Annotated in this window: 20 protein-coding genes; 3 read left to right on the top strand and 17 right to left on the bottom strand. The window is 46.0% G+C overall.

Going from position 1 to position 22964, the window contains the following annotated elements; genetic code table 11:
* Window positions 1-36: 36 nt before the first annotated feature.
* Both htpG and HMPREF0083_RS13725 read right to left on the bottom strand, forming a co-directional pair.
* Window positions 37-1917: a molecular chaperone HtpG gene (gene htpG, locus HMPREF0083_RS13730; protein WP_021622052.1), complete on the bottom strand. Its 1881-nt coding sequence runs from the start codon at window positions 1915-1917 to the stop codon at window positions 37-39.
* Between the two features lie 139 nt (window positions 1918-2056).
* Entirely contained in the window at window positions 2057-3229 is a 1173-nt protein-coding gene (locus HMPREF0083_RS13725; RefSeq protein WP_081696075.1) for an MGDG synthase family glycosyltransferase, read from the bottom strand.
* 204 nt (window positions 3230-3433) lie between these two features.
* On the opposite strand from HMPREF0083_RS13725, the gene HMPREF0083_RS13720 reads away from it, so the two are divergent.
* From HMPREF0083_RS13720 to coaA, 3 genes are all read left to right on the top strand, one after another.
* On the top strand, window positions 3434-4675 hold the full coding sequence (locus tag HMPREF0083_RS13720; RefSeq protein WP_040302787.1) for an O-antigen ligase family protein: 1242 nt from the start codon (window positions 3434-3436) through the stop codon (window positions 4673-4675).
* 118 nt (window positions 4676-4793) lie between these two features.
* The gene (locus HMPREF0083_RS13715) at window positions 4794-5810 is read left to right on the top strand and encodes an NADP-dependent oxidoreductase (protein WP_040302786.1); all 1017 of its coding nucleotides are present in this window, start codon (window positions 4794-4796) and stop codon (window positions 5808-5810) included.
* A 120-nt stretch (window positions 5811-5930) separates the two neighbouring features.
* The gene (gene coaA / locus HMPREF0083_RS13710) at window positions 5931-6893 is read left to right on the top strand and encodes a type I pantothenate kinase (RefSeq protein ID WP_040302785.1); all 963 of its coding nucleotides are present in this window, start codon (window positions 5931-5933) and stop codon (window positions 6891-6893) included.
* Between the two features lie 117 nt (window positions 6894-7010).
* Here the strand turns inward: coaA and HMPREF0083_RS13705 are convergent, their stop codons facing one another.
* From HMPREF0083_RS13705 to HMPREF0083_RS13635, 15 genes are all read right to left on the bottom strand, one after another.
* Window positions 7011-7994, bottom strand: a complete 984-nt coding sequence (locus HMPREF0083_RS13705; RefSeq protein WP_021622047.1) for a 5-oxoprolinase subunit C family protein — start codon at window positions 7992-7994, stop codon at window positions 7011-7013.
* A complete protein-coding gene (locus HMPREF0083_RS13700) occupies window positions 7995-8879 on the bottom strand; it encodes a 5-oxoprolinase subunit B family protein (protein WP_040302783.1) in 885 nt (294 codons plus the stop codon).
* Window positions 8880-8897: 18 nt separating this feature from the next.
* Entirely contained in the window at window positions 8898-10952 is a 2055-nt protein-coding gene (locus HMPREF0083_RS13695; protein ID WP_021622045.1) for a sigma 54-interacting transcriptional regulator, read from the bottom strand.
* 90 nt (window positions 10953-11042) lie between these two features.
* Complete coding sequence (locus HMPREF0083_RS13690; RefSeq protein WP_021622044.1) at window positions 11043-12383, bottom strand: acetyl-CoA carboxylase biotin carboxylase subunit; 1341 nt, start codon at window positions 12381-12383, stop codon at window positions 11043-11045.
* 63 nt (window positions 12384-12446) lie between these two features.
* Window positions 12447-12689 carry an acetyl-CoA carboxylase gene (locus HMPREF0083_RS13685; protein WP_021622043.1) on the bottom strand — a complete coding sequence of 81 codons (243 nt, stop codon included), beginning with the start codon at window positions 12687-12689 and terminating at the stop codon, window positions 12447-12449.
* 5 nt (window positions 12690-12694) lie between these two features.
* Entirely contained in the window at window positions 12695-13678 is a 984-nt protein-coding gene (locus HMPREF0083_RS13680; protein ID WP_021622042.1) for a 5-oxoprolinase subunit C family protein, read from the bottom strand.
* Entirely contained in the window at window positions 13675-14544 is an 870-nt protein-coding gene (locus tag HMPREF0083_RS13675) for a 5-oxoprolinase subunit B family protein (protein ID WP_021622041.1), read from the bottom strand. The genes HMPREF0083_RS13680 and HMPREF0083_RS13675 overlap by 4 nt, the downstream gene beginning before the upstream one ends.
* Window positions 14545-14686: 142 nt before the next feature.
* Window positions 14687-15304: a nucleotidyltransferase family protein gene (locus HMPREF0083_RS13670; RefSeq protein WP_021622039.1), complete on the bottom strand. Its 618-nt coding sequence runs from the start codon at window positions 15302-15304 to the stop codon at window positions 14687-14689.
* Window positions 15305-15318: 14 nt separating this feature from the next.
* Entirely contained in the window at window positions 15319-16464 is a 1146-nt protein-coding gene (locus HMPREF0083_RS13665; protein ID WP_021622038.1) for an XdhC family protein, read from the bottom strand.
* 13 nt (window positions 16465-16477) lie between these two features.
* The gene (locus tag HMPREF0083_RS13660; protein WP_021622037.1) at window positions 16478-17620 is read right to left on the bottom strand and encodes a vWA domain-containing protein; all 1143 of its coding nucleotides are present in this window, start codon (window positions 17618-17620) and stop codon (window positions 16478-16480) included.
* Window positions 17613-18500, bottom strand: a complete 888-nt coding sequence (locus tag HMPREF0083_RS13655) for an AAA family ATPase (RefSeq protein WP_021622036.1) — start codon at window positions 18498-18500, stop codon at window positions 17613-17615. The genes HMPREF0083_RS13660 and HMPREF0083_RS13655 overlap by 8 nt, the downstream gene beginning before the upstream one ends.
* Before the next feature lie 52 nt (window positions 18501-18552).
* Window positions 18553-19410, bottom strand: a complete 858-nt coding sequence (locus tag HMPREF0083_RS13650; protein WP_021622035.1) for an FAD binding domain-containing protein — start codon at window positions 19408-19410, stop codon at window positions 18553-18555.
* Window positions 19407-21755 (bottom strand): xanthine dehydrogenase family protein molybdopterin-binding subunit, encoded by a 2349-nt coding sequence (locus HMPREF0083_RS13645; protein WP_021622034.1) that lies wholly within the window; start codon window positions 21753-21755, stop codon window positions 19407-19409. Before HMPREF0083_RS13645 ends, HMPREF0083_RS13650 begins: the two co-directional genes overlap by 4 nt.
* Before the next feature lie 2 nt (window positions 21756-21757).
* A complete protein-coding gene (locus tag HMPREF0083_RS13640) occupies window positions 21758-22285 on the bottom strand; it encodes a (2Fe-2S)-binding protein (RefSeq protein ID WP_245191343.1) in 528 nt (175 codons plus the stop codon).
* A 26-nt stretch (window positions 22286-22311) separates the two neighbouring features.
* Complete coding sequence (locus HMPREF0083_RS13635) at window positions 22312-22764, bottom strand: SRPBCC family protein (RefSeq protein ID WP_021622032.1); 453 nt, start codon at window positions 22762-22764, stop codon at window positions 22312-22314.
* Between the last annotated feature and the right edge of the window lie 200 nt (window positions 22765-22964).

Raw genomic sequence — 22964 nt, 5'->3', positions numbered from 1 at the left:
TAAACAGGACGGAATAAAAGGCATTTAATGTAGCTATTACACCATTATTTTGCAAATATCATTTGTAAACTCTACCGGATCATCGATTGGCAATCCTTCGATTAGAAGTGCTTGATTGTACAATAAACTTGTATATAAATTTAATTTCTCTTTATCTTTTTCAAAAGCATCCTTTAATGATTCAAATACCTCATGATTTATATTAATTTCCAAAACTTTTTCAGCTTTTATATTTTGGTTATTTGGCATTGATTTCAGTATTTTTTCCATTTCTATCGTTACTTCACCATCGGTAGATAAACATACAGGATGATTCTTTAATCTTTTTGAAATTCTTACATCCTTTACTTTGTCTGATAATATCTTTTTCATGTGGTCAAAGAGAGCTTTGTTCTCCTTCTCTTCTGCATCAGTATTATTTTGATTCTCTTCTGTTTCAATACCTAAGTCACCACTTGATACAGATTTGAATTCCTTATCTTTATATGTCATTATCATTTTTATAGCGAACTCATCTATATCATCGATAAAATATAAAATTTCATACCCTTTTTCTAATACTAACTCTGTCTGTGGCGATTTTTCAATTCTTTCATATGTTTCTCCTGAAGCATAATAAATATATTTTTGCTCTTCAGGCATTCTTGAAACATATTCATCCAGGGTTATCATCTTCTTCTCTTTTGATGAGTAAAACATCAATAAATCCTGTAATGCCTCTTTATTACTTCCAAAATCACTATAAACGCCATATTTTAATTGTCTGCCAAAGGATTCATAAAATTGTTCATACTTATCCCTATCATCTTTTAATAAACTTTGCAGTTGACTTGTTATTTTAGTTTTAATGTTTTTGGCAATTAGCTTCAACTGTCTATCCTGTTGCAAAATCTCTCTGGATATGTTAAGAGATAAATCTTCCGAGTCAACCATTCCTTTGACAAAGCTAAAATAGTCAGGCAGCAGGTCTGAGCATTTGCTCATGATTAATACACCATTGGAATATAGCTCTAATCCTTTTTCGTATTCCTTTGTATAATAATCAAAAGGTATTTTCTCTGGAATAAATAAAATTGCATTGTATCTTACTGCACCATCGACGCTAATATGGATATGCTTTATAGGTTTGTCAAAACCGTAATGTTTTTCTGCATAAAAATTCTCGTAATCTTCAGATGTAAGCTCACTTTTATTTTTTCTCCAAATCGGAACCATGCTATTTACAATCTGTTCTTCCTGGTACTCTTCAAACTCATCTTCGCTACCTTCTTTAAGCTTTCTTCCGGTAATATCCATTTTTATTGGATATCGAATGAAATCAGAGTATTTTTTAATAATCGCTTTTAATCGATACTCTTCCAGGTACTCGTCATAGCTCTCATCTTCCGTATTTTCTTTGATTTTGAGAATAATCTCTGTGCCCACTGAATCTTTCTCGCATGGAACAATCGTATATCCATCAGCACCCTCAGATTCCCACTTGTAGGCATCATCACTTCCTAAAGCCTTGCTAATTACGGTGACGACATCAGCTACCATAAAAGCTGAATAAAATCCGACCCCGAATTGACCAATAATATCATGTCCATCTTTTAGTTCCGTTTCATTTTTAAATGCTAAAGATCCGCTCTTGGCAATAACTCCAAGGTTATTTTCAAGTTCTTCTTTAGTCATTCCAATACCGGTATCTGAGATTTTCAATAGTTTATTTTCCTTGTCAGCAACCACTTTTATATAGTAGCTGTCTTTATCAAAATGTAAAGTATCATCGGTTAATGCTTTATAATATATTTTGTCAATTGCATCACTGGCATTAGAAATTAACTCCCTTAAAAATATCTCCCGATGAGAATAAATGGAGTTAATCATCATATCCAATAGTCTTTTGGATTCTGCTTTAAATTGTTGTTTTACCATTCAAATCTCCCCTTTCAACATAAAAATCATTCAAACATACCATGAACATAATAACTATGATTGTACAAATATCAAATGATTAGCACTCGTATAAATAGAGTGCTAATCATTATTTTAATAGCATATACTTTAGTTTGCGTCAATATGTTGCAGGTTTTTTTGAGATGAAAACAGGTGGATATTTACCTGATCTTTTCTCGTCTGCTGCTCTCAAAGGGGCTAATACCGCTCTGGCCGTAGCCAGCGGATCAAGCATCTGTTGAAATTGTTGCATATTCTGTTCAAGAAAGGATATGGCCTGTGGATAGCAAAGAAGCTTATCTACCCAGTCAGCAATTTCTTCTTCGGTATCAATGCGGATTGCCAGTTTATGTCTGATCAAAAACTCGCAATTGTTCTCTTCATGCCCGGGAAGCGGCTGATAAATAAACAAAGGAAGTCTTTTAGCTAAAGCTTCAAAGCAGGTGATTCCTCCCGCCTTCGTAATCAGCCAATCAGATGCGTCCATCCATCGATCAATATTATTAACAAACCCAAGAATATGCACGTTCGGATGATGCAGCTCCGCCTCCAGCACACGTCTCAGCCTCTCGTTATGGCCTGTACAAATAACGATTTGCAGAGAATCTCGCCATTTTGCGAGAATGTTAGCCAGCCGCTCCATCCCTCCCAATCCTAGCCCTCCGCCCATAACCAGCATCGTAGGCATATCTTTAATACCCAGTAATTGCCGCATTTCCTGTTTGTTATGCTTTATGCGAAAATTCATCGTTAGAGGAATTCCCGTGATACTAACTTTCTCCTTTGGAACCCCCATCTTCATAAGCTGTGTGTATACTTCTTCTCCGGAAACAAGATAATGATCCACCTCTGGCTGCACCCACGCCCCATGTGCATGGAAATCCGTAATCATTGTACATAGCCTAAGCGTATAGCCTGCCCGTTTCAAGCAGGCAACGGACGAACTGCTAAAAGGGTGCGTACAAATAATCAGATCTGGAGAGATCAGATTAAGCATATCCTTCATCGTCCTGTGGAACATTCGATAAATGAATGACTGCTTCCACAAAGAGAGAGGCTCATTTTGTTTATAATCGTACACTTTACGCCATACGCCCGGATAACGAGTCACCATATTCAAATAACAGCGATATAAAAGCCCAGCCGAAACAGGATGGAGCTCACGTCCTAACTCCAGCACCTGTACCTCAATCGAAGGATCCAGGAGCTCTATCCCTTGCATAAGTGCTTCTGCCGCTTTCGTATGTCCCACTCCGACCGCTTCCGATAAAATTAGCACATTTTTATTCAATGAAAGCTCCTCCGCTAATGGAAGTTTTACTTTATTTGTCGGCTTCCCCTTTTTCTTTTATACACAAAATCTTCCTTTTGATGTTTATTCTGCAGCAAAAACACCAACACTGAAGAACAATGAATATGAGAATTTATGTATATACATATGTACATGCTGTATATTTCATGTTTTGATATTTGTATCAAGGAGATAGGAGTACATATGAGTAAACAACGGATCCTTGCTCTTGAATGGGCTATTTTGTTTCTTTTTATTCTTCCTCCCATAGGGATTATATGGCTAATTGGCATGGGTATTTGTCATGGAATTAATCGAATGCTGCGTAAAGAGAACCTTCACATTCTTCATCCTCCTACCTTCTTCTTTTTTGTAGCATCGCTTGCTTCTATAGGAGCGTGTCTCAGAACCGAAAAAGTGGTATACGCATGTATTCCTGTTATGATATTGGGCTATTTCGGCATGTACCTGTACATAAAAGATAAACGTTCAGCATGGAGACTACATCATTTTAGTCGAATGCTTATTATTGGTGGCCTTTATGTCGCTATGGTAGGACAATTCCAGTTGCAGGAAGAATACACGTATGGCGGGGATTGGCGGATCGGCATGCTGACCGGACTTATGCCACTGGGACTTGAAGAGACAGGACGACTGTTTGGCAGCGCATATAACCCCAATTTTGCCGCATTTCTACTTTTGTTAGCTCTATCCAGCCTAATTGTAGGCGCACTTCAAGCATCTGAGAATTTCAAAAGAAAAAAGATATCTTTCATCCTTCATACCGCTCTTACGCTTCCAATTGGAACGGCGATTATCCAGACGGGGTCCCGGACCGGTGTAGCCATTATGATCGTTCTGCTTATTTTATTTGCATGGAAAATAAGTCGGTGGGTCAGTGCATCCTTGCTCGTATTTTGCTGCATTTGCCTGCTTTATACCGGATCTCTTTCAAACGTTATTCCACGTTTTGAAAGCATGTCGCAATCATTCGAAACAAGGCAGATCATCTGGAAGCATAGCATGCAGGTATGGCAAACGTCGCCTCTTTTCGGAGTAACGCCCCTTGGGTTCCAGGAAACGTACGCGTTGTTTGACAAGGCAGGGGTTGCCCATGCTCACAACTTACTTCTTGGCCTTTTTTGCGAGTATGGAGTACTCGGAGGCACCGCGTTTCTTTTCTTGGTTATTTGGTATATACATAAGGCAGTCAAAGCGATTATGCCGTCGCAGCAGCACAAAAAACCAGGACTATTTCTCTTTTCTCTGCCAATACTTCCACTCACAGGTATTTTCGATCATCCGCTTGCCTCTCCACAAACGGCATTGCTTGCCATTATTCTGCTCGCCGGGTGGGAACGCGAAGCCGACGAGGTGCAACTCAGTTCCCTCGCTTTCCCTGTCAGAAACACGGACATCGCCCGCATCGAACAACCGGGAAGCTGATTAAAAGCTTGACAGCCCTCTTTCGTTTAATTAGCGTTAGAAAGAGATGTACAAAGATTCAAGTTCAGCAAAGCCGGGAAAAATGATAGAAGAAAGCATTGATGAGGAGGTTCGATGCATGGAAACCAATCAGCAAATTCTTCTTGTAAGCCGACCAAGCGGTATGCCGACAAAAGAAAACTTTGCCTTCAAGCAAGCGCCTATCCCCGATGTTGGTGAAAACGAGGTACTCATTCGTACCCTGTACTTGTCGGTTGATCCGTATATGCGCGGACGCATGAGCGACCGAAAATCATATGTTCCGCCATTTCCTCTTAACGAAGTAATTGTAGGCGGAATCGTAGGAGAAGTTATCGAATCTAGGGCCGATGACCTGTCTGAAGGTGATATTGTCATCGGAAATCTGGGGTGGCAGCTATATAATATCGCTGACACGGCTGAAGTACGTAAAATCGACCCAACGATAGCTCCTATTAGCACGTATCTTGGCGTACTTGGTATGCCTGGTCTTACGGCCTATTTCGGTTTATTGGATATCGGTCAACCAAGAGAAGGTGAAACTGTAGTTATTTCCGGAGCGGCTGGGGCGGTAGGTATGCTCGTCGGTCAAATCGCCAAAATAAAAGGCGCCCGCGTAGTTGGCATCGCTGGTTCCGATGAGAAAATCGATTATATTACCAAAGAATTGGGATTTGACGCGGCTATTAACTATAAGACAACAAATGACATTAAGCAAGCGCTTCATAAAGCTTGTCCGGATGGTGTGGACGTCTACTTCGATAATGTAGGCGGTGAAATCTCCGATGCTGTTCTCTCCCTTCTCAATCATGGAGCACGTATTCCGCTGTGCGGCCAAATCTCACTATATAATCTGGAAAAACCTGATATAGGTCCCCGTCTGCAATCACAGTTGCTCATTGCTAGCGCGCTTATGAAAGGCTTTATCGTTTCCGACTATGCAAAACAATTTAATGAAGGGGCCTCTCAGCTGGCACAATGGGTACAAGAAGGAAAAATAAAATACAAAGAAAATATTGTAGAAGGATTTGAGAATACGATCGATGCGTTCCTCGGTTTATTTACAGGCGAGAATCTTGGGAAACAAATTGTAAAAGTAGCGGAACACTCCAGGTGACACGATTCAATCCAGTTAAAAAAATCCTGTACCGATTCGGTGCAGGATTTTTTTAACTGAATGTAAAATTTATTATAGATATAGAAAAGTATTTATGGAAATTTGATGAAGGAGACTCTCATGAATAACACAATTCCGCCGCTTTCCGCGTTTTCACCTTACCTTTCGTTTACGCGGGAAGAATGGGCACACCTGCGGGATGATGCCCCTCTTCCCCTTACGGAAGCAGAAATTAAAAACCTTCAAGGAATTAATGAGCGGCTTTCTATCGAAGAGGTAAACACAATTTATCTTCCGCTTTCCCGTCTGCTGAACTTGTATGCGACAGCATCACAAAAACTACATCAAACAACTAACGTATTCTTAAACAAACAGGAGAAAAAAGTCCCGTATATTATTGGGGTTGCCGGCAGTGTTGCCGTAGGAAAAAGCACAACTTCACGCATCATTCAGGCTCTTCTATCACGGTGGGATAACCATCCAAAAGTAGAATTGGTGACGACGGATGGTTTTCTTTATCCTAACCACGTATTGGAGAGCAAGGGTCTGCTGCAGCGAAAGGGCTTTCCTGAGAGTTATAATATACGACGCCTGATGAAGTTCTTATACAATGTAAAGTCGGGAAATCCGAATGTAGAGGTCCCGCTGTATTCCCATCTGGCTTACGATATCCTGCCAGATGTATGCCAAACCATCCAACAGCCGGATATTCTTATTGTCGAGGGAATTAACATTTTGCAAACAGGGAAGCAGACCGATGAAACCTCCGGCCCTCAAATCTTCGTCTCGGATTTTCTCGATTTCTCTGTTTATGTTGATGCCAGTGAACAGGACTTGCTAAGCTGGTATTTACAACGATTCGAAATCTTGCGAGAGACAGCATTCCAAAATCCAGCCTCTTATTTTCATCGATACGCCTCTTTATCCAAGGAGGAAGCCCTACAATTCGCCAGGGGGATATGGAAAGATATTAACGGTATGAATCTGCGGGAAAACATTCTACCGACCAAATACAGAGCTACTCTCATTTTGGAGAAAGCATCTGATCATTCGGTTGAAAAAATCCAGCTTCGAAAAATATAAAAAGAACCTACAAAAAATCCGGGAAACCGCCACACGCAGCAGTTTTCCGGATTTATATCAATCGCACACAGGAACATGTCCTGCATCGTTTGCTCATCGCTGATGTGTGACTTCCTTCTATCCCTGTTCTTTAAGTATTTCATCCAATCTCATCAATTGCTTCTTTCGCTCCATTCGTGCCTGTATCGCCTGATCTACTGTAATGGTCAGAAAACGGCAGCGCGTCATTGGTCTGGACTGGGCAATCAGATCCAGGTCCGGGCTGATAACCGTCCCGATTGTAACGAACCCGCCGCCGGAAGTAGCATCATTAAGCAGTACGATAACCTCTCCTTCATTCGGGACCATAAGGGCCCCGATAGGGTACGCGAAATCAACTACATTCGAGGAACTGCTGCCTGCGCCGAACGGAGGAGCATGTTCTTCAAAGGAAATAGATGAACCCATATAGCGGTATGCCACCCGATCCGACTCTGCCGATACGATCCATTCTGAATCAAGAAACGTCTTAATGCCTTCATCGCTTATCCGGTTTCCTGATATCCCCATAACAACGCGCAAATTTTTAGCATCGTTCCATTCGGGAATAAATTCGACAGGCACACGCTTTCCAATTTGCTTAAACGCCCCAGGAAGCGGTTCGCCAATCATCAGTTCATCTCCGACACCCAGCTTGCGTCCTTCATGCCCGCCCAGCCTGCTTAGCACATATGTGGAACGGCTTCCCAGCACTTCCGGCACTTGAATGCCGCCGGAAACACAAAGATAGCTTTTGACTCCTTTTTTGCAAAATCGAAAGGAAAGAACATCCCCTTCATCGACTGCAACCACTTCCCACATCGGAAGAGGCCGATTGTTAATAAACGCTTGTACCGATGCACCCGTTAGGGCTATACTCGTTTTTTTTCCAAATTCGATGACAGGACCGAGCAGCGTCATCTCTAGTCCGGCACATTCAACCGGATTGCCAAGCAACAGATTTCCAATGATAAAGGAATACTTATCTGCTGCGCCGGAAGGAGGAAGCCCCAGATGATAATATCCTTGACGTCCCATATCTTGTACGGTTGTCCATAACCCGCCCTCTCTGATTCGCAGCATTCAGAATCCCTCCATCAACTCCTGAATATATGCCTTTCCTTTCATTACATATTCCTGCGGAGAAAAATCAATTTGCTTCATATGATAGCGGTAGGTTCCCTGCTCCACCTCCGCAACAATCCGATTATATTCCTGTTCATCAATCGGCCGATGCTTCCACAAATCCCCGGGCCGTGCCAAAAAATACGCATCCTCCAAATCAATGAGCCGCTTGTCTGCGTCATAGACAGGAACCGCTGACATACCAATTAACTGGTAGCTTCCCGTCCCATTCACCGGATAGACAACAGTAAATGCTCCTCCGATGCCTACCCCCTGTCTTGGTGTATGCGTTCTCGGACTTAAATACTTAGGCGTCTGGATAATCTCTCCGGGGGCAAGACCTAGCGGAAATCCCCAGGCTGTTCCAGGCAAAAAACCTACCATCGTAATCAAGTTGGGCATCCTGGAATGCGCTTCAATAAACGCTTCTTTATCCGTAAAGCCATTTGCTTTCATCGCAAATTCAAAATTGGACAGGCCCGGTTCCTGATGCCTATTTTTAAACCGCTCCGAATATTGACGCGAAATCGGATCATCATACCATGTAGGAATTTCCACCATACGAATGGACAGATTTAATTGTGCCGGATCACTTTTTGTAATATCAATTTCCTTCAAATAATCCAGTAAATCTCGGGGGGAAAGAATCTCGGGATTATACCGGACGAGATAGGAGGCATTAGACGGAACAATGTCAACAATTCCCGGAATGTTGCGTTCTCTCAGTTCGTTTACGATTGCTAGCGCCTTAAAATTGCTCTCCGCGCTCATATCACGTGAGATTTCCGCGTAAATATATTCATCTCCCCCAAAATCAAACCTTGTTTCCGGCAACGTAAACAAGGGATCTCCCCCTTCCCTTTATCTCAAGCGCTTATTCATCCGTCTGCTGATAGTAGCCGGGCTAACCCCGAGCGCTTCCGATACTTTTAATGCTGTCCCATACTTTTTTAGTCCAAGTTCAATCAGCTGGCTTTCAAGTTCGGCTACCGCTTCCTTCAACGGCATAAGCTCAAACACCATCGGTTGCTTGCGCCTTCTTCCTGTCTCGCCATACAGCACCCGCAATACGTCCTCACGCTGAATAAATTCTCCCTGGCTTGTGACAAGCAGCCGTTCTACGATGTTCTGCAACTCCCTTACATTACCGGGCCAATCATAGTTCTCCAACACCTCAAGCGCTTCCGGCGAAAACCCTTTCTCTATCTGATACGAACGGGCAAATTGCTGAAGAAAATAAATAGAAAGGGAAAAAATATCCTCCATACGTTCCCGAAGCGGTGGAATACGGATTGGAATCACATTAAGTCGATAATATAAATCCTCGCGAAATTCTCCACGTTCTATCATCTCTTGCAAGTTTTGATTCGTAGCCGCAATAACCCGAACATCCACCGGAATTGTGTGCACACCGCCTACACGAACAATCTCCTTCTCCTGAAGCACCCTCAGCAGCTTAACCTGCACGTTCGGCGACAATTCACCGATTTCATCCAAGAAAATAGAGCCACGGTGAGCCATCTCAAACAGACCCGGCTTACCTTTTTGATCCGCACCTGTGAAAGCCCCTCTCTCATAACCAAACAATTCGCTCTCGATTAAGCTCTCTGGTATAGCGCCACAATTCACCCGGATAAGCGCTTGCTCGCTACGGCGACTGGCTGCGTGAAGGGCTCTAGCAAACACTTCTTTTCCTACCCCTGATTCCCCAGTAAATAAAACAGTAGAATCAACCCGTGCTACTCGCTTCACCTCGTCTACCAGGTCTTCTACAACACGGGAACGGTAGATGAGCGGCTTATCTGTATGGGAAACAGGCATGGATTGCTCCAGTGCTTCCTGTTCGCTTGCCGTTGGTGCCGTTTTTTCACGTAAACGGCTTGTTTCCGTAATATCGCGCGACAGGACAACGACTTTCTCCAATTTCCCTTCATGATACACAGGCGTTGCAACCGACCAGACCTTACGTCCGCGGATCGTATCCTGAATCATTGTTAATTTTTTCTTCTTTTTTATGCATAGGTCCACGATGTTTGGGCGGAACATTCCTTTGTTCTCAAAATCATAAATGTTTCCGCCAATAACTTCTTCAGGCCCCTTCATCTCCCAAAACTCTTTTAAAAATGTCCCGGCCACCCGCATGACCTCTCCGTTAGGATTAACCACCAGAATTTGCTCATGGGAAGAGGCATATACCGCTTGTAAATCGGAATACAAATTACGTACAAATTCCAGCTCCTGCACAGCTTCCTCAAATGTCTCTCGCAGAAAAAAAATATGCACCAGACCGGTTACTTTTCCATCGATCCGTAAAGGGGAAAAATTTCCGCTAATCTGTTTAAAGTTAATCGAACTGCTTACGCTCATTAGCGTCTCGCCCTGAATGACCCTGTTTATATCCTTATTTATGGTCAACAACTTCTTATAATTTCGGTTTATGAGAAAAGAGCGGGATAGCCCCAGAATATTTTCTGCCGTTTCATTGATGAACTCAATTTCAAAGTCGGTATTTGTTCTCACTACGCCTGCACCGGCTCCATTCAGTATCTCGTTCATATGCGTAAGCTGCAATTCGTTCATCTGATAACGTGCCTGCCGAACCGTGCTGTAACCTGTAATGTCACCATTCGTATTCATTCCCAGCACAACCGAAATATTGTGGTAGTATTCGACCGGATGCAGATGGGGAACTTTAAGGATGTCCTTTCGGTACTGAATCGGCTGCTGCAAATCCGGTATGTCCCTAAGCTGTTCCAACAAGGAGTCGGTGTGGACGTACCCAACGATGTTTCCATTCTCCGTAACAAAAGCAATGTCTGTTCCTTGTTCGTGCATTTCGCGCAGTACGTCCTGCAACTCGGCTCGTCTGTCAATGATAGCCGAAATCGGGCGCAAAATTTGCTCCCAAATCATCATGCAGTACACCTCCTGCCAACAACGGGCTCCGCTTTCCCCAAGTATAACAAATTATTTTTCTAAATTGAAATTCTTTTCATAATTGAAAAATTACACAAGCAGCTTATCCAGGAATCGCGTCGTATACTGGCCTTTCCTAAACTCTTCATCCCGCATGACCTTCTGAAGAAGGGATGTATTTGTTTTTACTCCCTCTACCTTGCATGCCTCGAGCACCTTTTCCATTTTACGTATTGCATCCGCCCGATCCTGTCCATGTGTGATGATTTTCCCGATCATCGGATCGTAAAACGGTGTAACGACGCTTCCCTCTACAACGGCAAAGTCTAAACGTACATCGGTTTCTGGTATATGCAATCTCGTAAGCGTTCCCGGGGACGGAAAGAATGTTTGTGGATCCTCTGCATATAATCTACATTCAATCGCATGCCCGTTTCTCCTAATGTTCTCCTGTTGCAAAGGCAACGGTTCTCCGGCCGCCAATCGAATTTGCCATTCTACCAAATCCAGCCCCGTAATCTCCTCCGTTACCGGGTGTTCCACCTGCAAACGGGTATTCATCTCCAGAAAATAAAAATTCTTCTTATCATCAAAAATAAATTCCATCGTTCCTACAGTAACGTAGCCAATCTGCTTTACCCCTCGCAGGGCAGTCTCCAAAAGCTCGGCACGAGCGCGCTCATCAAGATAAGGTGACGGACTTTCCTCGATAACCTTCTGATTTCTCCGCTGCACGGAGCATTCCCTCTCAAACAAATGCACCGCATTGCCCTGCGCATCACAAGCTACCTGCACTTCGATATGACGTGGATTCGAAATCCACTTCTCCAGGAATAAGGTTCCGTCTCCAAAATAGGAAGCGGCCCGCTGCATGGTGGAGTCAAACGCTTTTTTCAATTCGTCCGGGGTATGCACCAACTGCATTCCGATGCCGCCTCCCCCTGCACTTGCTTTCAACATAAGCGGATAGCCCAGCTTCTCAGCTATAGATAACGCTTCTTCCACGGAAGCAAGCTTACCATCAAAGCCGGGAACAACCGGGACGCCAGCGGATTGCATCTGGCGACGCGCTTCGATTTTGCTTCCCATCAGTTCGATGATCCGTGCATCTGGCCCGATAAACACAATCCCCTCCTCTTCACAACGGCGAACAAACACCGGATTCTCAGAAAGAAAACCATACCCTGGATGGATAGCCTGAACCTCGGTTTCCTTTGCAACCTGGATGACCCGTTCGATATCCAGATAACTTTTTTTCGCCTGCGCCGGACCGATGCAAACTGCTTCATCCGCCTCCTCCACAAAAGGGGCATCTACATCCGCTTCCGAGTAAACAGCTACGGTACGGATTCCTATATCCTTGCATGTCCGTATGATGCGCCGGGCAATTTCTCCCCTGTTGGCAATTAGGATTTTGTCAAAGTAACTCATATTTTATCTACCTCCAGATAGAACAGGGACTCAAGCGATCTTGAATCCCTGTAGGAATCTTTTTTATTTCATTACGGCAACTTCCTGTCCCGCATCCACGATGTCTTCATTCTCCACGCAGAACCGCTCCACTATTCCATCAGCCTCCGCTTTGATTTCATAGAAATTTTTCATAACCTCGATTAAACCGATAACATCGCCTGCTTTTACGCTATCTCCTTCATTTACGAATACTTCTTTATCAGGAGACGGCTTGCGATAAAATATACCTGGAACTGGTGAAATAATTGATTTATTTTCTGACAAAGTTGTTACCTCCCATTTTCTGCAATCGCTTGCTTGATATGCGCAATCCTATCTTTCACTTCGCTTCTGGCCTGCAGTGCTTCTTCCAGCGTAACGGACACAAAACGCACTTTTTCATTACTTTTAATCTGCGCCATCCGGTTCAAATCAGCGCTGATAACCGTAGCAATCGTAGCATAGCCGCCTCCTGTTACTGCATCATTCAAGAGAGCGATCGGCTCCACGCCGTCTGGCACCTGAATGGAACCGATTGGATAGCCTAAATCCACTACATTCGATGGATTGCTCCCCGCTCCGAACGGTTGCTCGCGCGGCACAAAACCCAGGCGCTCCCCCTTAAAGCGGTATCCGACACGGTTTGCTTCCGGCGTTACTGTCCACTCCTGGGAAAGGAAGCTTTGCTTACTCTCCGCTGTTAAACGGTAGCTGCAAAGTCCGATAACAACCCTGATTTCATGCGATTTGGCGAACTGTGGAATCAACGCATCCGGCACACGGGTTCCAACCCGGACGGATTCACGAGCCACAGGGCCAACCCGGAGTTCATCCCCCTGTTGCAATGCACGGCCTTCAAATCCGCCGATGCCACACAATGTATACGTAGAACGCGATTCCATAATGGCCGGTACATCCACACCACCCGCAACGGCAAGGTACACCCGTGCTCCCTGCTTGACAAAATCAAACGATAATTGATCGCCAGACGCAACGGAAACAGTCTCCCACATGGGTATCGGTTTCCCATTGATTTTCGGTGGAATCTCCCCGCCCGTTACGGCAATAACTGTATTCTCCCTAAACTCAAGCGTCGGACCCATATACGTAATCTCCAATGCAGCTGCATTCTCATCGTTACCGACAAGCAGATTGGCAATTGTATAGGAGTATTTGTCCATCGCTCCAGAGGGGGGCATACCGATTTCATAATAGCCGATACGGCCTTGATCCTGAACCGTGGTCTGAAGCCCGGGGTTAAGTACGTGAATCATTCATATAACCTCCCCAACACGTTTTCGGAGAACCGTTGCGGATTCTCGGTCACTTCATCAGGAGTGAATGTAATCTCCTTGGTCAAATAGCGGAAGGTTCCGTCCTCTACCTGCTTACGAATCGATTCATATTCATCCATCGTAATACCACGATAGCGGAAAATATCCCCCTGCTTCGGAAAGGTGATGGCGTCCTTAAAGTCTGGCAACCGCTGCTCCCTGTCGTATATCGGGGCGGCTGCTATACCGAATAATTGATACCCACCTGCACCTTGCACCGGATAAATAACCGCAAAAGCTCCGCCAAAACCAAATGCCCGCTCCGGTGTAAAGGTACGTGGACGAACATATTTCGGCACTTCGATCTGCTGCTCGCGCGGAACCATCTGATAGCACCAGGGCAGGCCCGGGACAAACCCTACCATGGATACAAGGTAGGGAAATCCGGTAATCGCCTCGATTAATTCCCCTTTGGATTTGAAACCATTAATACGAGCCGCGTACTCCAGATCGGTAGAATTCGGGTCCTGATGGCGTTCCCGGAAACGCATTAGCGCTTCATGCGTCCATGGGTCTTCAAATAAAACGGGTACATCTACCAAACGGGCAGAAATTTCAAAATCATCTAACGAAACGGATTCCTCCAGATTTTTCAATTCTGCAATAAGCGCATCCGGATGCAATTGATCAGGGTCGACCCGTATCATGTAGGAAGCATTCGAAGGGCAAATATCGAGAATGCCTGGAAGTTGTCTTTCTCTTAATTTTCGAGTAATAGCCATTCCCCGGAAATTCGCCTCAAGGCTCATCTCTTCCGCTAATTCGACAAAGACAAACTCATCTCCGCCATATTCGTAACGTATCATGCGTTGCTTCACCTCTTTCAAAAATATGTACTTTTACCCTTGCTTCTTTCAAAAGGAAGCAAGAAAAATACCAACTATGAAATCCATCATAAAATCAGGCATATCATATCGTTACACAACAACATTTTTTCAAAAAAGAAATCTATTTTTCATTTTTGAAATCATACTGTTTAACATCTTCCGGCGTATCCAAATCTATTACAGTTCCTTCATCCTCTACCGGTACAAAAATACGTCCGTCCAGCTTCCCTAAAATGCCTTTAGCCCCTTGATCTCCCTGCAGGCAGAGGATATCAGCATGCGGCGGCCTAACAAAAAATACAGGGTGCCCAATCCGGCCTCGAAATGAAGGTTGAATGACGACGGAACCTTGTGTTTCATTCAATATAGAGCTTCCTTCTTCGAAAATGTGACGAATGGTTTTTTCAGAAATGAAAGGTTGATCTCCGAGCAAGACCATCACTCCCTCCACTCCTTCTCCTAACGCTCGAAATCCAGCTTGCAGCGACGTACTCTGTCCCATTAGCGCATCAGGATTCACCGTCCATCTGAACCTGGTGTCTTCTATTGGAATAAGCCGACGAATTTGTTCCGAGTGACACCCTACTACCGCCACAATTTCCGTAAACTCGGCAGATAAGGCCAGCCGAATGACTTGTTCCAACATGTATTTTTCACCCAGTTTCAACAATTGCTTAGGTTTTCCCATCCGGCTTGACGCCCCGGCCGCAAGAATTAAGGCTGCTATATCGGACTGCATACACATGCCCCTTCCTACTTATTTATCCTGCAGGCATGAAAGCCCGGTTGGTGGATCGCTTCCTTCCCGTGAAGAAATCCGCCACTATGGCCATTTCGAACCGATAGAATTTCCGCAGCAATACTCGTCGCGATTTCCTCTGGTGATACGGCACCGATATCAAGACCGACTGGACTGTACACCCTCTCCATACACAAAGGCGCAAATATTGTCCCCTCTTTTTCAAGCGCTTCAAGCATACGAATCCGCCGGGAACGCGGCCCCAGCACGCCAACGTACGGCGCGTTTGATGGCAGAACAAACTTTAGCGTTTCCTGATCCCGTTCCAGATGATGATTCATCACGACTACATATGTCCGCCGACCGATGCTTACCTTCTCCTGAAAAGAGGAAGGATGAATGAGAATTCGATTTACTCCCGGAAAGCGCTGGTCATCATTATAGGCAGGACGCGGATCAATCACTGTCGTTTGCCACCCTAGTGTACGGCTTATATTTGCTAGCGGAATGGCGTCATGTCCGGCACCGAAAATCATTAGTTCAATCGGTGGAACATGCACATCGGTAAATATTTCTATGTTCTCTCCATCCGGCAATGTAAAAAGTTTCGTCTCCGATTTCGGGGCTTGCTCCTCCAACTTGCGCTTTGCTATTCCTACAAACCATTCGTCGAGCATAAATGCACCTAAACTACCTGTAACCATCCCTTCTTCAGAAACAAAAATCCGGCCTCGCCCCTCTTCCGCCTTCTCATTCAGCACCGTGCCGAGTATACCGGCCTTCTTCTCTTTCATACAAGCTAACCAGACACCAAACGGACCGGCTGGTTTTGTATCTTCAAGCGCAACGGGCTCCAGGTAGAGATCCACCGTTCCTGGACAACCTAGCCCCAATCCCCATACCACATCTTCATCCAGAACATACTGTTTGTTCAACGGCACTCCTTTGCTGATAACTTCTTCAGCCATCTGCACTACATCAGGCTCCAGGCAACCTCCCGAAATCATGCCACACGTGCCGCCTTGCTCATCAATAACCATCTTCGCCCCCTCGCGCCGATACGCGGAGCCTTTCACTTTTACTACGGTTGCCAGCACTATTTGCCTTCCTGATCGCACCGCTTCTTCTATGGCCAAGGCTATCTGTAAATTTTCCGTCACCGTACCACCTCTGTCATCGTATTGGTTTAAGCCATCGCAAACCGGTAAACAAACTTTCTACAGAAGTAAATACATCAATGTAGGGTAAAGCCGTCTTCATCCCTCTTGCTTCCGGAAGATAGCCAGATAAGGACAGCAGCGGATTAAGCCATATTATCCCGGCCGCTTTGCGACGAAGGATACGCATGGCACTCTCCAATTCCTCTATAGCTCCTGTATCCAATCCATCGCTGGCAATAATCACTATCGTGTTCGGATTCAATAGCTGTGAGCCGTAACGTGACACGAAGGTATCCAACGACTCACCAATACGCGTGCCTCCGCCCCATTCCGTTCCTTGTACCGTAAGCTTTGGCCTTGCCTTGCCAAACGCAAGCTTAAATTGACCTGTAACGCGCTTCAGCCGAGTCGAGAATAGAAATGTTTCCACCCGTTTCGCAGAACGGGTCAGTGCCCAGGCGAATTGCAGCACCGTCTCGGCGATCCCCTCCATGGAACGGCTTCCATCACACAATAGAACAAATTCCGCCTGACGCGGAGGTTTCCCTTTACGGACCAGATTTAGAACTTCTCCCCCATATGCCACGCTCTTGCGAAAGGTCCTACGCATATCCAGTCGCACACCATGCTTCATCGGCTTCCAGCGCCGGCTTTTACAAAGCTGCACCTGCCGACAAAGGTCTTTTGCACTTTTTAGCACTTCCGCTTCCTTCTCCTGCGGGATACAGGGAGTTGCCGAACCGTTTACATCATAAAGTGCAAGACGAGCGGAAAGAGAGAAGCCCTTGCTTTCTCCCATCTTATCGTTCGACGGCGCGGCCAAAACGCTTCCCGGTGCATACCGTTCTTGCCGTTTATCCTTTTCTTGTTTATCATCTGTGTGCATTTCTTCCGAAAACAACGCGATTCCAGCTTTATCCTCTTTTTTATATTGAGAATGAAAATATAGCTGATAAATACGGTCGAATTTTTCCTGTTCTTCCAGACTTGAGCAAAGCACCAGCCGAAGCGCCGAATGGAAGATACGTTCATCAGCCATATCAACTGCTTCAAGTGCTCGCAGAGCATCCATCGTTTCACCCGGACCTACGTTTACACCATTTTGACGAAGCTGTTGACAGAAACGCAAAACATGCCCCGACAGCACCTTACACATTGCCGGACATCCACCCTTCTTCTAACGCCTGTTCAATCTGTTTCCAATCATCCAGATCCTTGGCGATGCATCCAAGTGTTTCTTTTACAGTTTGTGCATCCAATTCGCCCTGGTGAAGTACAGTCAAAGCATGCGCCCAATCCAGGCTTTCCGCGACACCCGGAATTTTATCAAGCGGCATACGGCGTATTCTCTCCATTATGTTTACAATTTGTCCTGCCAATCGTGTGTCAATGCCCGGTAAGCGTGAAGCCAGAATCGCCTTCTCCTTCTCCGGATCCGGATACGAAATCCAATGATACAGGCACCTGCGCCGTAGGGCCTCACTCAATTCCCGCGTCCGGTTGGACGTTAAAATAACATAGGGGCGATGCCGGGCGTAAAGTGTACCAAGCTCAGGAACCGTTATTTGAAATTCGGCCAACACCTCCAGCAAAAAGGCTTCAAACTCTTCATCTGCCCTATCCACCTCATCTATTAGTAGCACCGGTGAAGCATCCACATCCGAAATTGCTTCAAGAAGCGGGCGGCGAAACAGGAAATCTGAACTGAAAATTTCGGCTTCCCTTTCCGCTGGTGTCATTCCGCTTTGCTCTGTTAGTTTAAGATGAAGCAGCTGTTTCTGATAATTCCATTCGTATAATGCTGTATTTACATCCAGCCCTTCGTAGCACTGCAGCCGAATAAGCCGTGTATCCAGTGCACGGGCCAATACTTTGGCAATTTCAGTTTTTCCCACGCCTGCAGGCCCTTCCACAAGCAGTGGTTTTTTTAGTGCCATCACGAGTTGCAGTGCCGTGGCAGTCGAACGGTCTGTCACATAACCTTGTTCCTGAAAAGCTTGTTCAATGAACATCATGTTCGTCTCGATTCGTCCCATCCCCTTTCTTTCCCGGATAATCAAGGACCCTCAGCACAGAGGGTCCTCTCGATTACAACAATACTTGTTTTAATGCACGTTCCGTATATATACTACAGAGATGGCTCCTATATTCGGCAGAAGCAAACATATCTCCGCTCATCTCTGCATCCTTTGTCGCCAGCAGTGCCGCTTTGCGGATGTTTTCTTCCGTCACCGCTTTGCCCAGCAGCGCTTCCTCCACCGCAGAGGCTCGATAGGCAACATCACTCACTCCATTAATCCCAACCCGGATGAAATCCACCTTACCGCTGGCATTTTTCCCTGCAATCGCGCATACACCAACCACCGCATAGCCCGAAGCCGGATGTTCATACTTTACATAGACGCTCTTCGCATGCATAGGCGGAATAAGGAAAGAGACGGCTGTCAGAACACTCGTCTCAGGCAAAGCGGTCAACAGCGGTCCGAAAAAAAAGCCATCGGCGCTCACCCGCTGTTTGCCGTCTTCATCTTGCAGTTCGATCTCCGCCTCCAATGCAAGTGCAACCCCCGGCAAATCGGCGGCCGGATCGGCATGTGCAATGTTTCCCCCGACTGTGCCGCGGCTACGAACCTGTATATCTCCGATTTGACGGGCAGTCTGTGCAAGCACGGGAATATGCTCCTGAACGAGCTGATCCTTGATTATGTCACGATGAGTAGTAAGCGCACCGACCACTAGCCTCTCATCCTTCAGTTGAACGCCCTGCAAATCGGAAATATGGTTAATATCGATTAATGTACCCGGTGAAGTCAAACGGAATTTCATTAACGGCAGCAAGCTGTGGCCTCCGGCAAGCAGCTTCCCTTCCCCTTCGCTTTCCACTAGCAGCTTAATAGCATCTTCTACCGTTTCGGCGCGGACATAGTCAAACGTGCTCGGTATCATGCTTCCTTCCTCCCTTTCTGCATCGCTCTCCAAACCTTCTCAGGCGTCAGCGGCATATCCAGATGCGTAATACCGAACGGTCGCAAGGCGTCCAGCACGGCGTTGACAACCGCCGGTGGAGAAGCTGTCGCTCCCGTCTCGCCGACGCCTTTGGCTCCTAATGGATTGACCGGGGAAGGCGTTTCGGTAAAGGCGGTTTCCAGCACAGGAAAAAAATCAGCCTTAGGCATCGTATAATCCATGAATGTACCGGAAATAAGCTGACCATTCTCTTCGTATACCGCACCTTCCCATAACGCTTGCCCAATTCCCTGGGCCAGTCCGCCATGCACTTGCCCCTCCGCAATCATCGGATTGATGACACGCCCTACATCATCGACCGCAATATAGCGTTTTAATTCGATTTGACCTGTATTCGAATCCACTTCCACCACACAAATATGGGCACCGAACGGGTAGACGAAATTCGATGGATCGAAGAATGATTGGGCTTCAAGCGCAGGCTCCATTCCTTCCGGCAGATTCCAGGCCATATTGGCTGATCTTGCAATTTCCTGGAATGTACGCTGGTGTCCCGGCACACCCTTCACCTGAAAAATACCATCAGAAAATTCAAGATCTTCGGTAGATACTTCCAGCTCATGGGCAGCAATTTTCTTCGCTTTCTCGGTTACACGTTCCGCTGCAATAGCTACAGCGGCACCACCCACCGGAGTCGTACGCGACCCGTATGTGCCCCAGCCCATCGGTATCATCTGTGTATCGCCGTGTAACACCTCGATATCTTCTAGCGGTACACCAAACTTATCCGCTACGACCTGGGCAAATGTCGTATCTTCTCCCTGACCGTGCGGCGAAGCCCCTGTGAGCACAGTTACCTTACCGGACGGATGTACCCGTACAGTAGCGTTCTCCCACTGCCCGAATTGCAGGCCGATGGCGCCAGCTACTTTGGATGGTCCAAGCCCGCACAATTCTACATAAGTGGAAAGCCCGATGCCCAGATAACGTCCTTGCTTGCGCAAAGCTTCCTGTTCTCGGCGAAGCTCTTCATAATCCGCTATCTCCAAAGCCTTGTCCAATGTCAGCATGTAATCACCGCTGTCATACGTAACTGCCATCGCAGTATCGTAAGGAAACTTCTCTTTCGGAACAAAATTTTTGCGTCTGATTTCTACAGGGTCCATGCCAATCTCACGCGCGAACGCATCAACCGCACGTTCGATTTGATAGGCGGATTCCGGCTTTCCTGCACCGCGATATGCATCGGTCGGCGTCGTGTTCGTATACACGCCATATACTTCTACTGCCGCCTGTGGAATCGCATAGGCACCGGTTACCATTAAACCAAAGCAGATAGTCGGAACGCCTGCACCCATCGTAGACAAGTAGGCACCCATATTAGCCGTATTACGTACACGCAGCGCCGTCATCGTACCGTCACGTTTTCCGGCCAGCTCCACTTCAATAACTTCATCGCGGGCATGGTTCGTAGCCATAAAATGTTCTTTCCGATCTTCCATCCATTTAACAGGACGCTTAAGATGACGGGCAGCATAAGCCACGACTGCCTCATCGGCATACACGCCGATTTTGGCTCCGAATCCGCCGCCGACATCGGGCGCTATAATACGCAGCTTGGATTCCGGGATACCGAGCACCTCCGCATATACCATCCGATGAATGTGCGGATTTTGCGATGTACACCATACCGTCATATCTCCGCTACCCGAATTGTATTGCGCTACAGCTGCTCTCGTTTCCATCGGGTTCGGTACAACCCGCTGTTCATAATACCGCTCACGAACTACGACTTCTGCATTGGTGAATGCTTCATCTGGCACATCTCCCGCTTTCCAAAGAAAGGCAAGGTTGTTCTTTACATCCTCATGTACGAGTGGCGCACCGTCCTTCAACGCCGCTTCCTGTCCGGTAACAGCCTTCAATTCTTCATACTCCACCTCAATCGCATTGAGTGCATCGTATGCTGTATAGCGATCCTCCGCTACCACCATAGCTACTCCTTCGCCTACGTACAATACCTTATCGACCGCAAGGGGGCTCCGATCTTTCGCTTTCAAGTTGCAGCCAGGCACATACCAGGATGTCGGCACAGACTTTATCTTTCCCGTTAGATCCTCTCCCGTATAAACTGCCACAACACCTGGAAGCTCTACAGCCTGACTAACATCGATCCGCTTGATTCGGGCATGGGCATGTGTGCTGCGCAGAAACGCTGCATATAACATGCCGGGAAGTTTAATATCATCCGTGAAATTCCCGTTACCGGTAATCAGCTTAGGATCTTCTTTACGCTTGACCCGCATTCCAATCATGCTTGCCATTCTTATTTGCCTCCTCCCGCATGTAGCGTTTCGATCTCTTCCCCACGTTTGGCTTCGGACATACGCTGCGCCGCATCCTGGATTGCGCCAACGATATACTGATAACCTGTACAGCGGCAGATTACACCCTTTAGGCCTTCACGAATTTCCTGTTCTGTTGGCTCTGGGTTCTCCTGCAGTAATCCCATCGTAGCCATCATGACACCAGACGTACAAAATCCGCATTGCAGTCCATGTTTTTCCCAAAATCCTTCCTGAATCGGATGGAGTTGCTCCATACTGCCGATCCCCTCTACCGTCATCACTTCTCCCCCATCCGCCTGAACAGCGAGAACGGTGCAGGATTTAACGGCTTCGCCATTTAGCATAATCGTACAGGCTCCGCACTGTGTCGTATCACAGCCGACATGTGTTCCTGTCAAATCCAGAACATCGCGCAAATAATGAACGAGCAGCAAGCGCGCTTCCACTTCTGCCGTATGCTGAATCCCGTTCACCTTTACCGAAATTTTTATTTTTTTTGCAGACACGTCTGGCCACCTCCGTATAGGATTCATTAGCATTGTGTTTGTCGTTGCTTCATTTCCTTATCCATAGCTTTGAAAAACTGGCCCAGCACAACTTTTGCCGCTCCGTTCATAATGCGCTGACCGACAGAAGCGAGAACACCCGTTACCTGCACATCAGCACTGCAAATCAATTTCGTTCCCTGTTCCGCTTGGTTCAGCTTCATATCAGCAACTGCATCGATCTCACCTGGCTTTCCTTTACCGCGTACCAAGAGACGATAATAGGTAGGCTCTTCCTGATTTATCTGCTGAACCTTACCAGTAAAAATACCTTTCACCGGACCGATGCTTACTCCCATCTCCGCATGATACACATCGTCTTCTCCGTGTTCAAATGCTTTACATCCCGGCAAGGAGGCACGAAGCGCATCTTCATCCTGAATAACGTTCCATACCACTTCTCGAGGCATGTCAAAGGTGTATTCATATTCGATCTTCATAGTAGCCACCCTTTCTTAAATCAGAAAAATTATTTTATTCAATAAATTTAGTATTTTGCAAATTTAATGCCAATAGTCACGCCTGATCTTTTGCGTACTTGCTTTCCTTGTTTCTTAATTTTTATTTCATTATCGAAAAACATTTTTTCATAATTGAAAAAAATAGAAGGGTGTTGATTATCCAGTACGATCCAGAGTGG

It is taken from the genome of Aneurinibacillus aneurinilyticus ATCC 12856 (assembly GCF_000466385.1).
Classification (GTDB): Bacteria; Bacillota; Bacilli; order Aneurinibacillales; family Aneurinibacillaceae; genus Aneurinibacillus; species Aneurinibacillus aneurinilyticus.
Note: the sequence above shows the minus strand (reverse complement) of the source record. Positions and strands in the feature narration are given on the sequence as shown.

Coding starts and splice junctions, on each gene's coding strand:
- HMPREF0083_RS13670 (WP_021622039.1), bottom strand. CDS start 15,304: ATGCAGTCCGATATAGCAGCCTTAATTCTTGCGGCCGGGGCGTCAAGC.
- HMPREF0083_RS13695 (WP_021622045.1), bottom strand. CDS start 10,952: ATGATGATTTGGGAGCAAATTTTGCGCCCGATTTCGGCTATCATTGAC.
- HMPREF0083_RS13680 (WP_021622042.1), bottom strand. CDS start 13,678: ATGATTCACGTACTTAACCCCGGGCTTCAGACCACGGTTCAGGATCAA.
- HMPREF0083_RS13720 (WP_040302787.1), top strand. CDS start 3,434: ATGAGTAAACAACGGATCCTTGCTCTTGAATGGGCTATTTTGTTTCTT.
- coaA (WP_040302785.1), top strand. CDS start 5,931: ATGAATAACACAATTCCGCCGCTTTCCGCGTTTTCACCTTACCTTTCG.
- HMPREF0083_RS13645 (WP_021622034.1), bottom strand. CDS start 21,755: ATGGCAAGCATGATTGGAATGCGGGTCAAGCGTAAAGAAGATCCTAAG.
- HMPREF0083_RS13660 (WP_021622037.1), bottom strand. CDS start 17,620: ATGTGTAAGGTGCTGTCGGGGCATGTTTTGCGTTTCTGTCAACAGCTT.
- HMPREF0083_RS13655 (WP_021622036.1), bottom strand. CDS start 18,500: ATGGGACGAATCGAGACGAACATGATGTTCATTGAACAAGCTTTTCAG.
- HMPREF0083_RS13690 (WP_021622044.1), bottom strand. CDS start 12,383: ATGAGTTACTTTGACAAAATCCTAATTGCCAACAGGGGAGAAATTGCC.
- HMPREF0083_RS13705 (WP_021622047.1), bottom strand. CDS start 7,994: ATGCTGCGAATCAGAGAGGGCGGGTTATGGACAACCGTACAAGATATG.
- htpG (WP_021622052.1), bottom strand. CDS start 1,917: ATGGTAAAACAACAATTTAAAGCAGAATCCAAAAGACTATTGGATATG.
- HMPREF0083_RS13635 (WP_021622032.1), bottom strand. CDS start 22,764: ATGAAGATCGAATATGAATACACCTTTGACATGCCTCGAGAAGTGGTA.
- HMPREF0083_RS13715 (WP_040302786.1), top strand. CDS start 4,794: ATGGAAACCAATCAGCAAATTCTTCTTGTAAGCCGACCAAGCGGTATG.
- HMPREF0083_RS13650 (WP_021622035.1), bottom strand. CDS start 19,410: ATGATACCGAGCACGTTTGACTATGTCCGCGCCGAAACGGTAGAAGAT.
- HMPREF0083_RS13675 (WP_021622041.1), bottom strand. CDS start 14,544: ATGATACGTTACGAATATGGCGGAGATGAGTTTGTCTTTGTCGAATTA.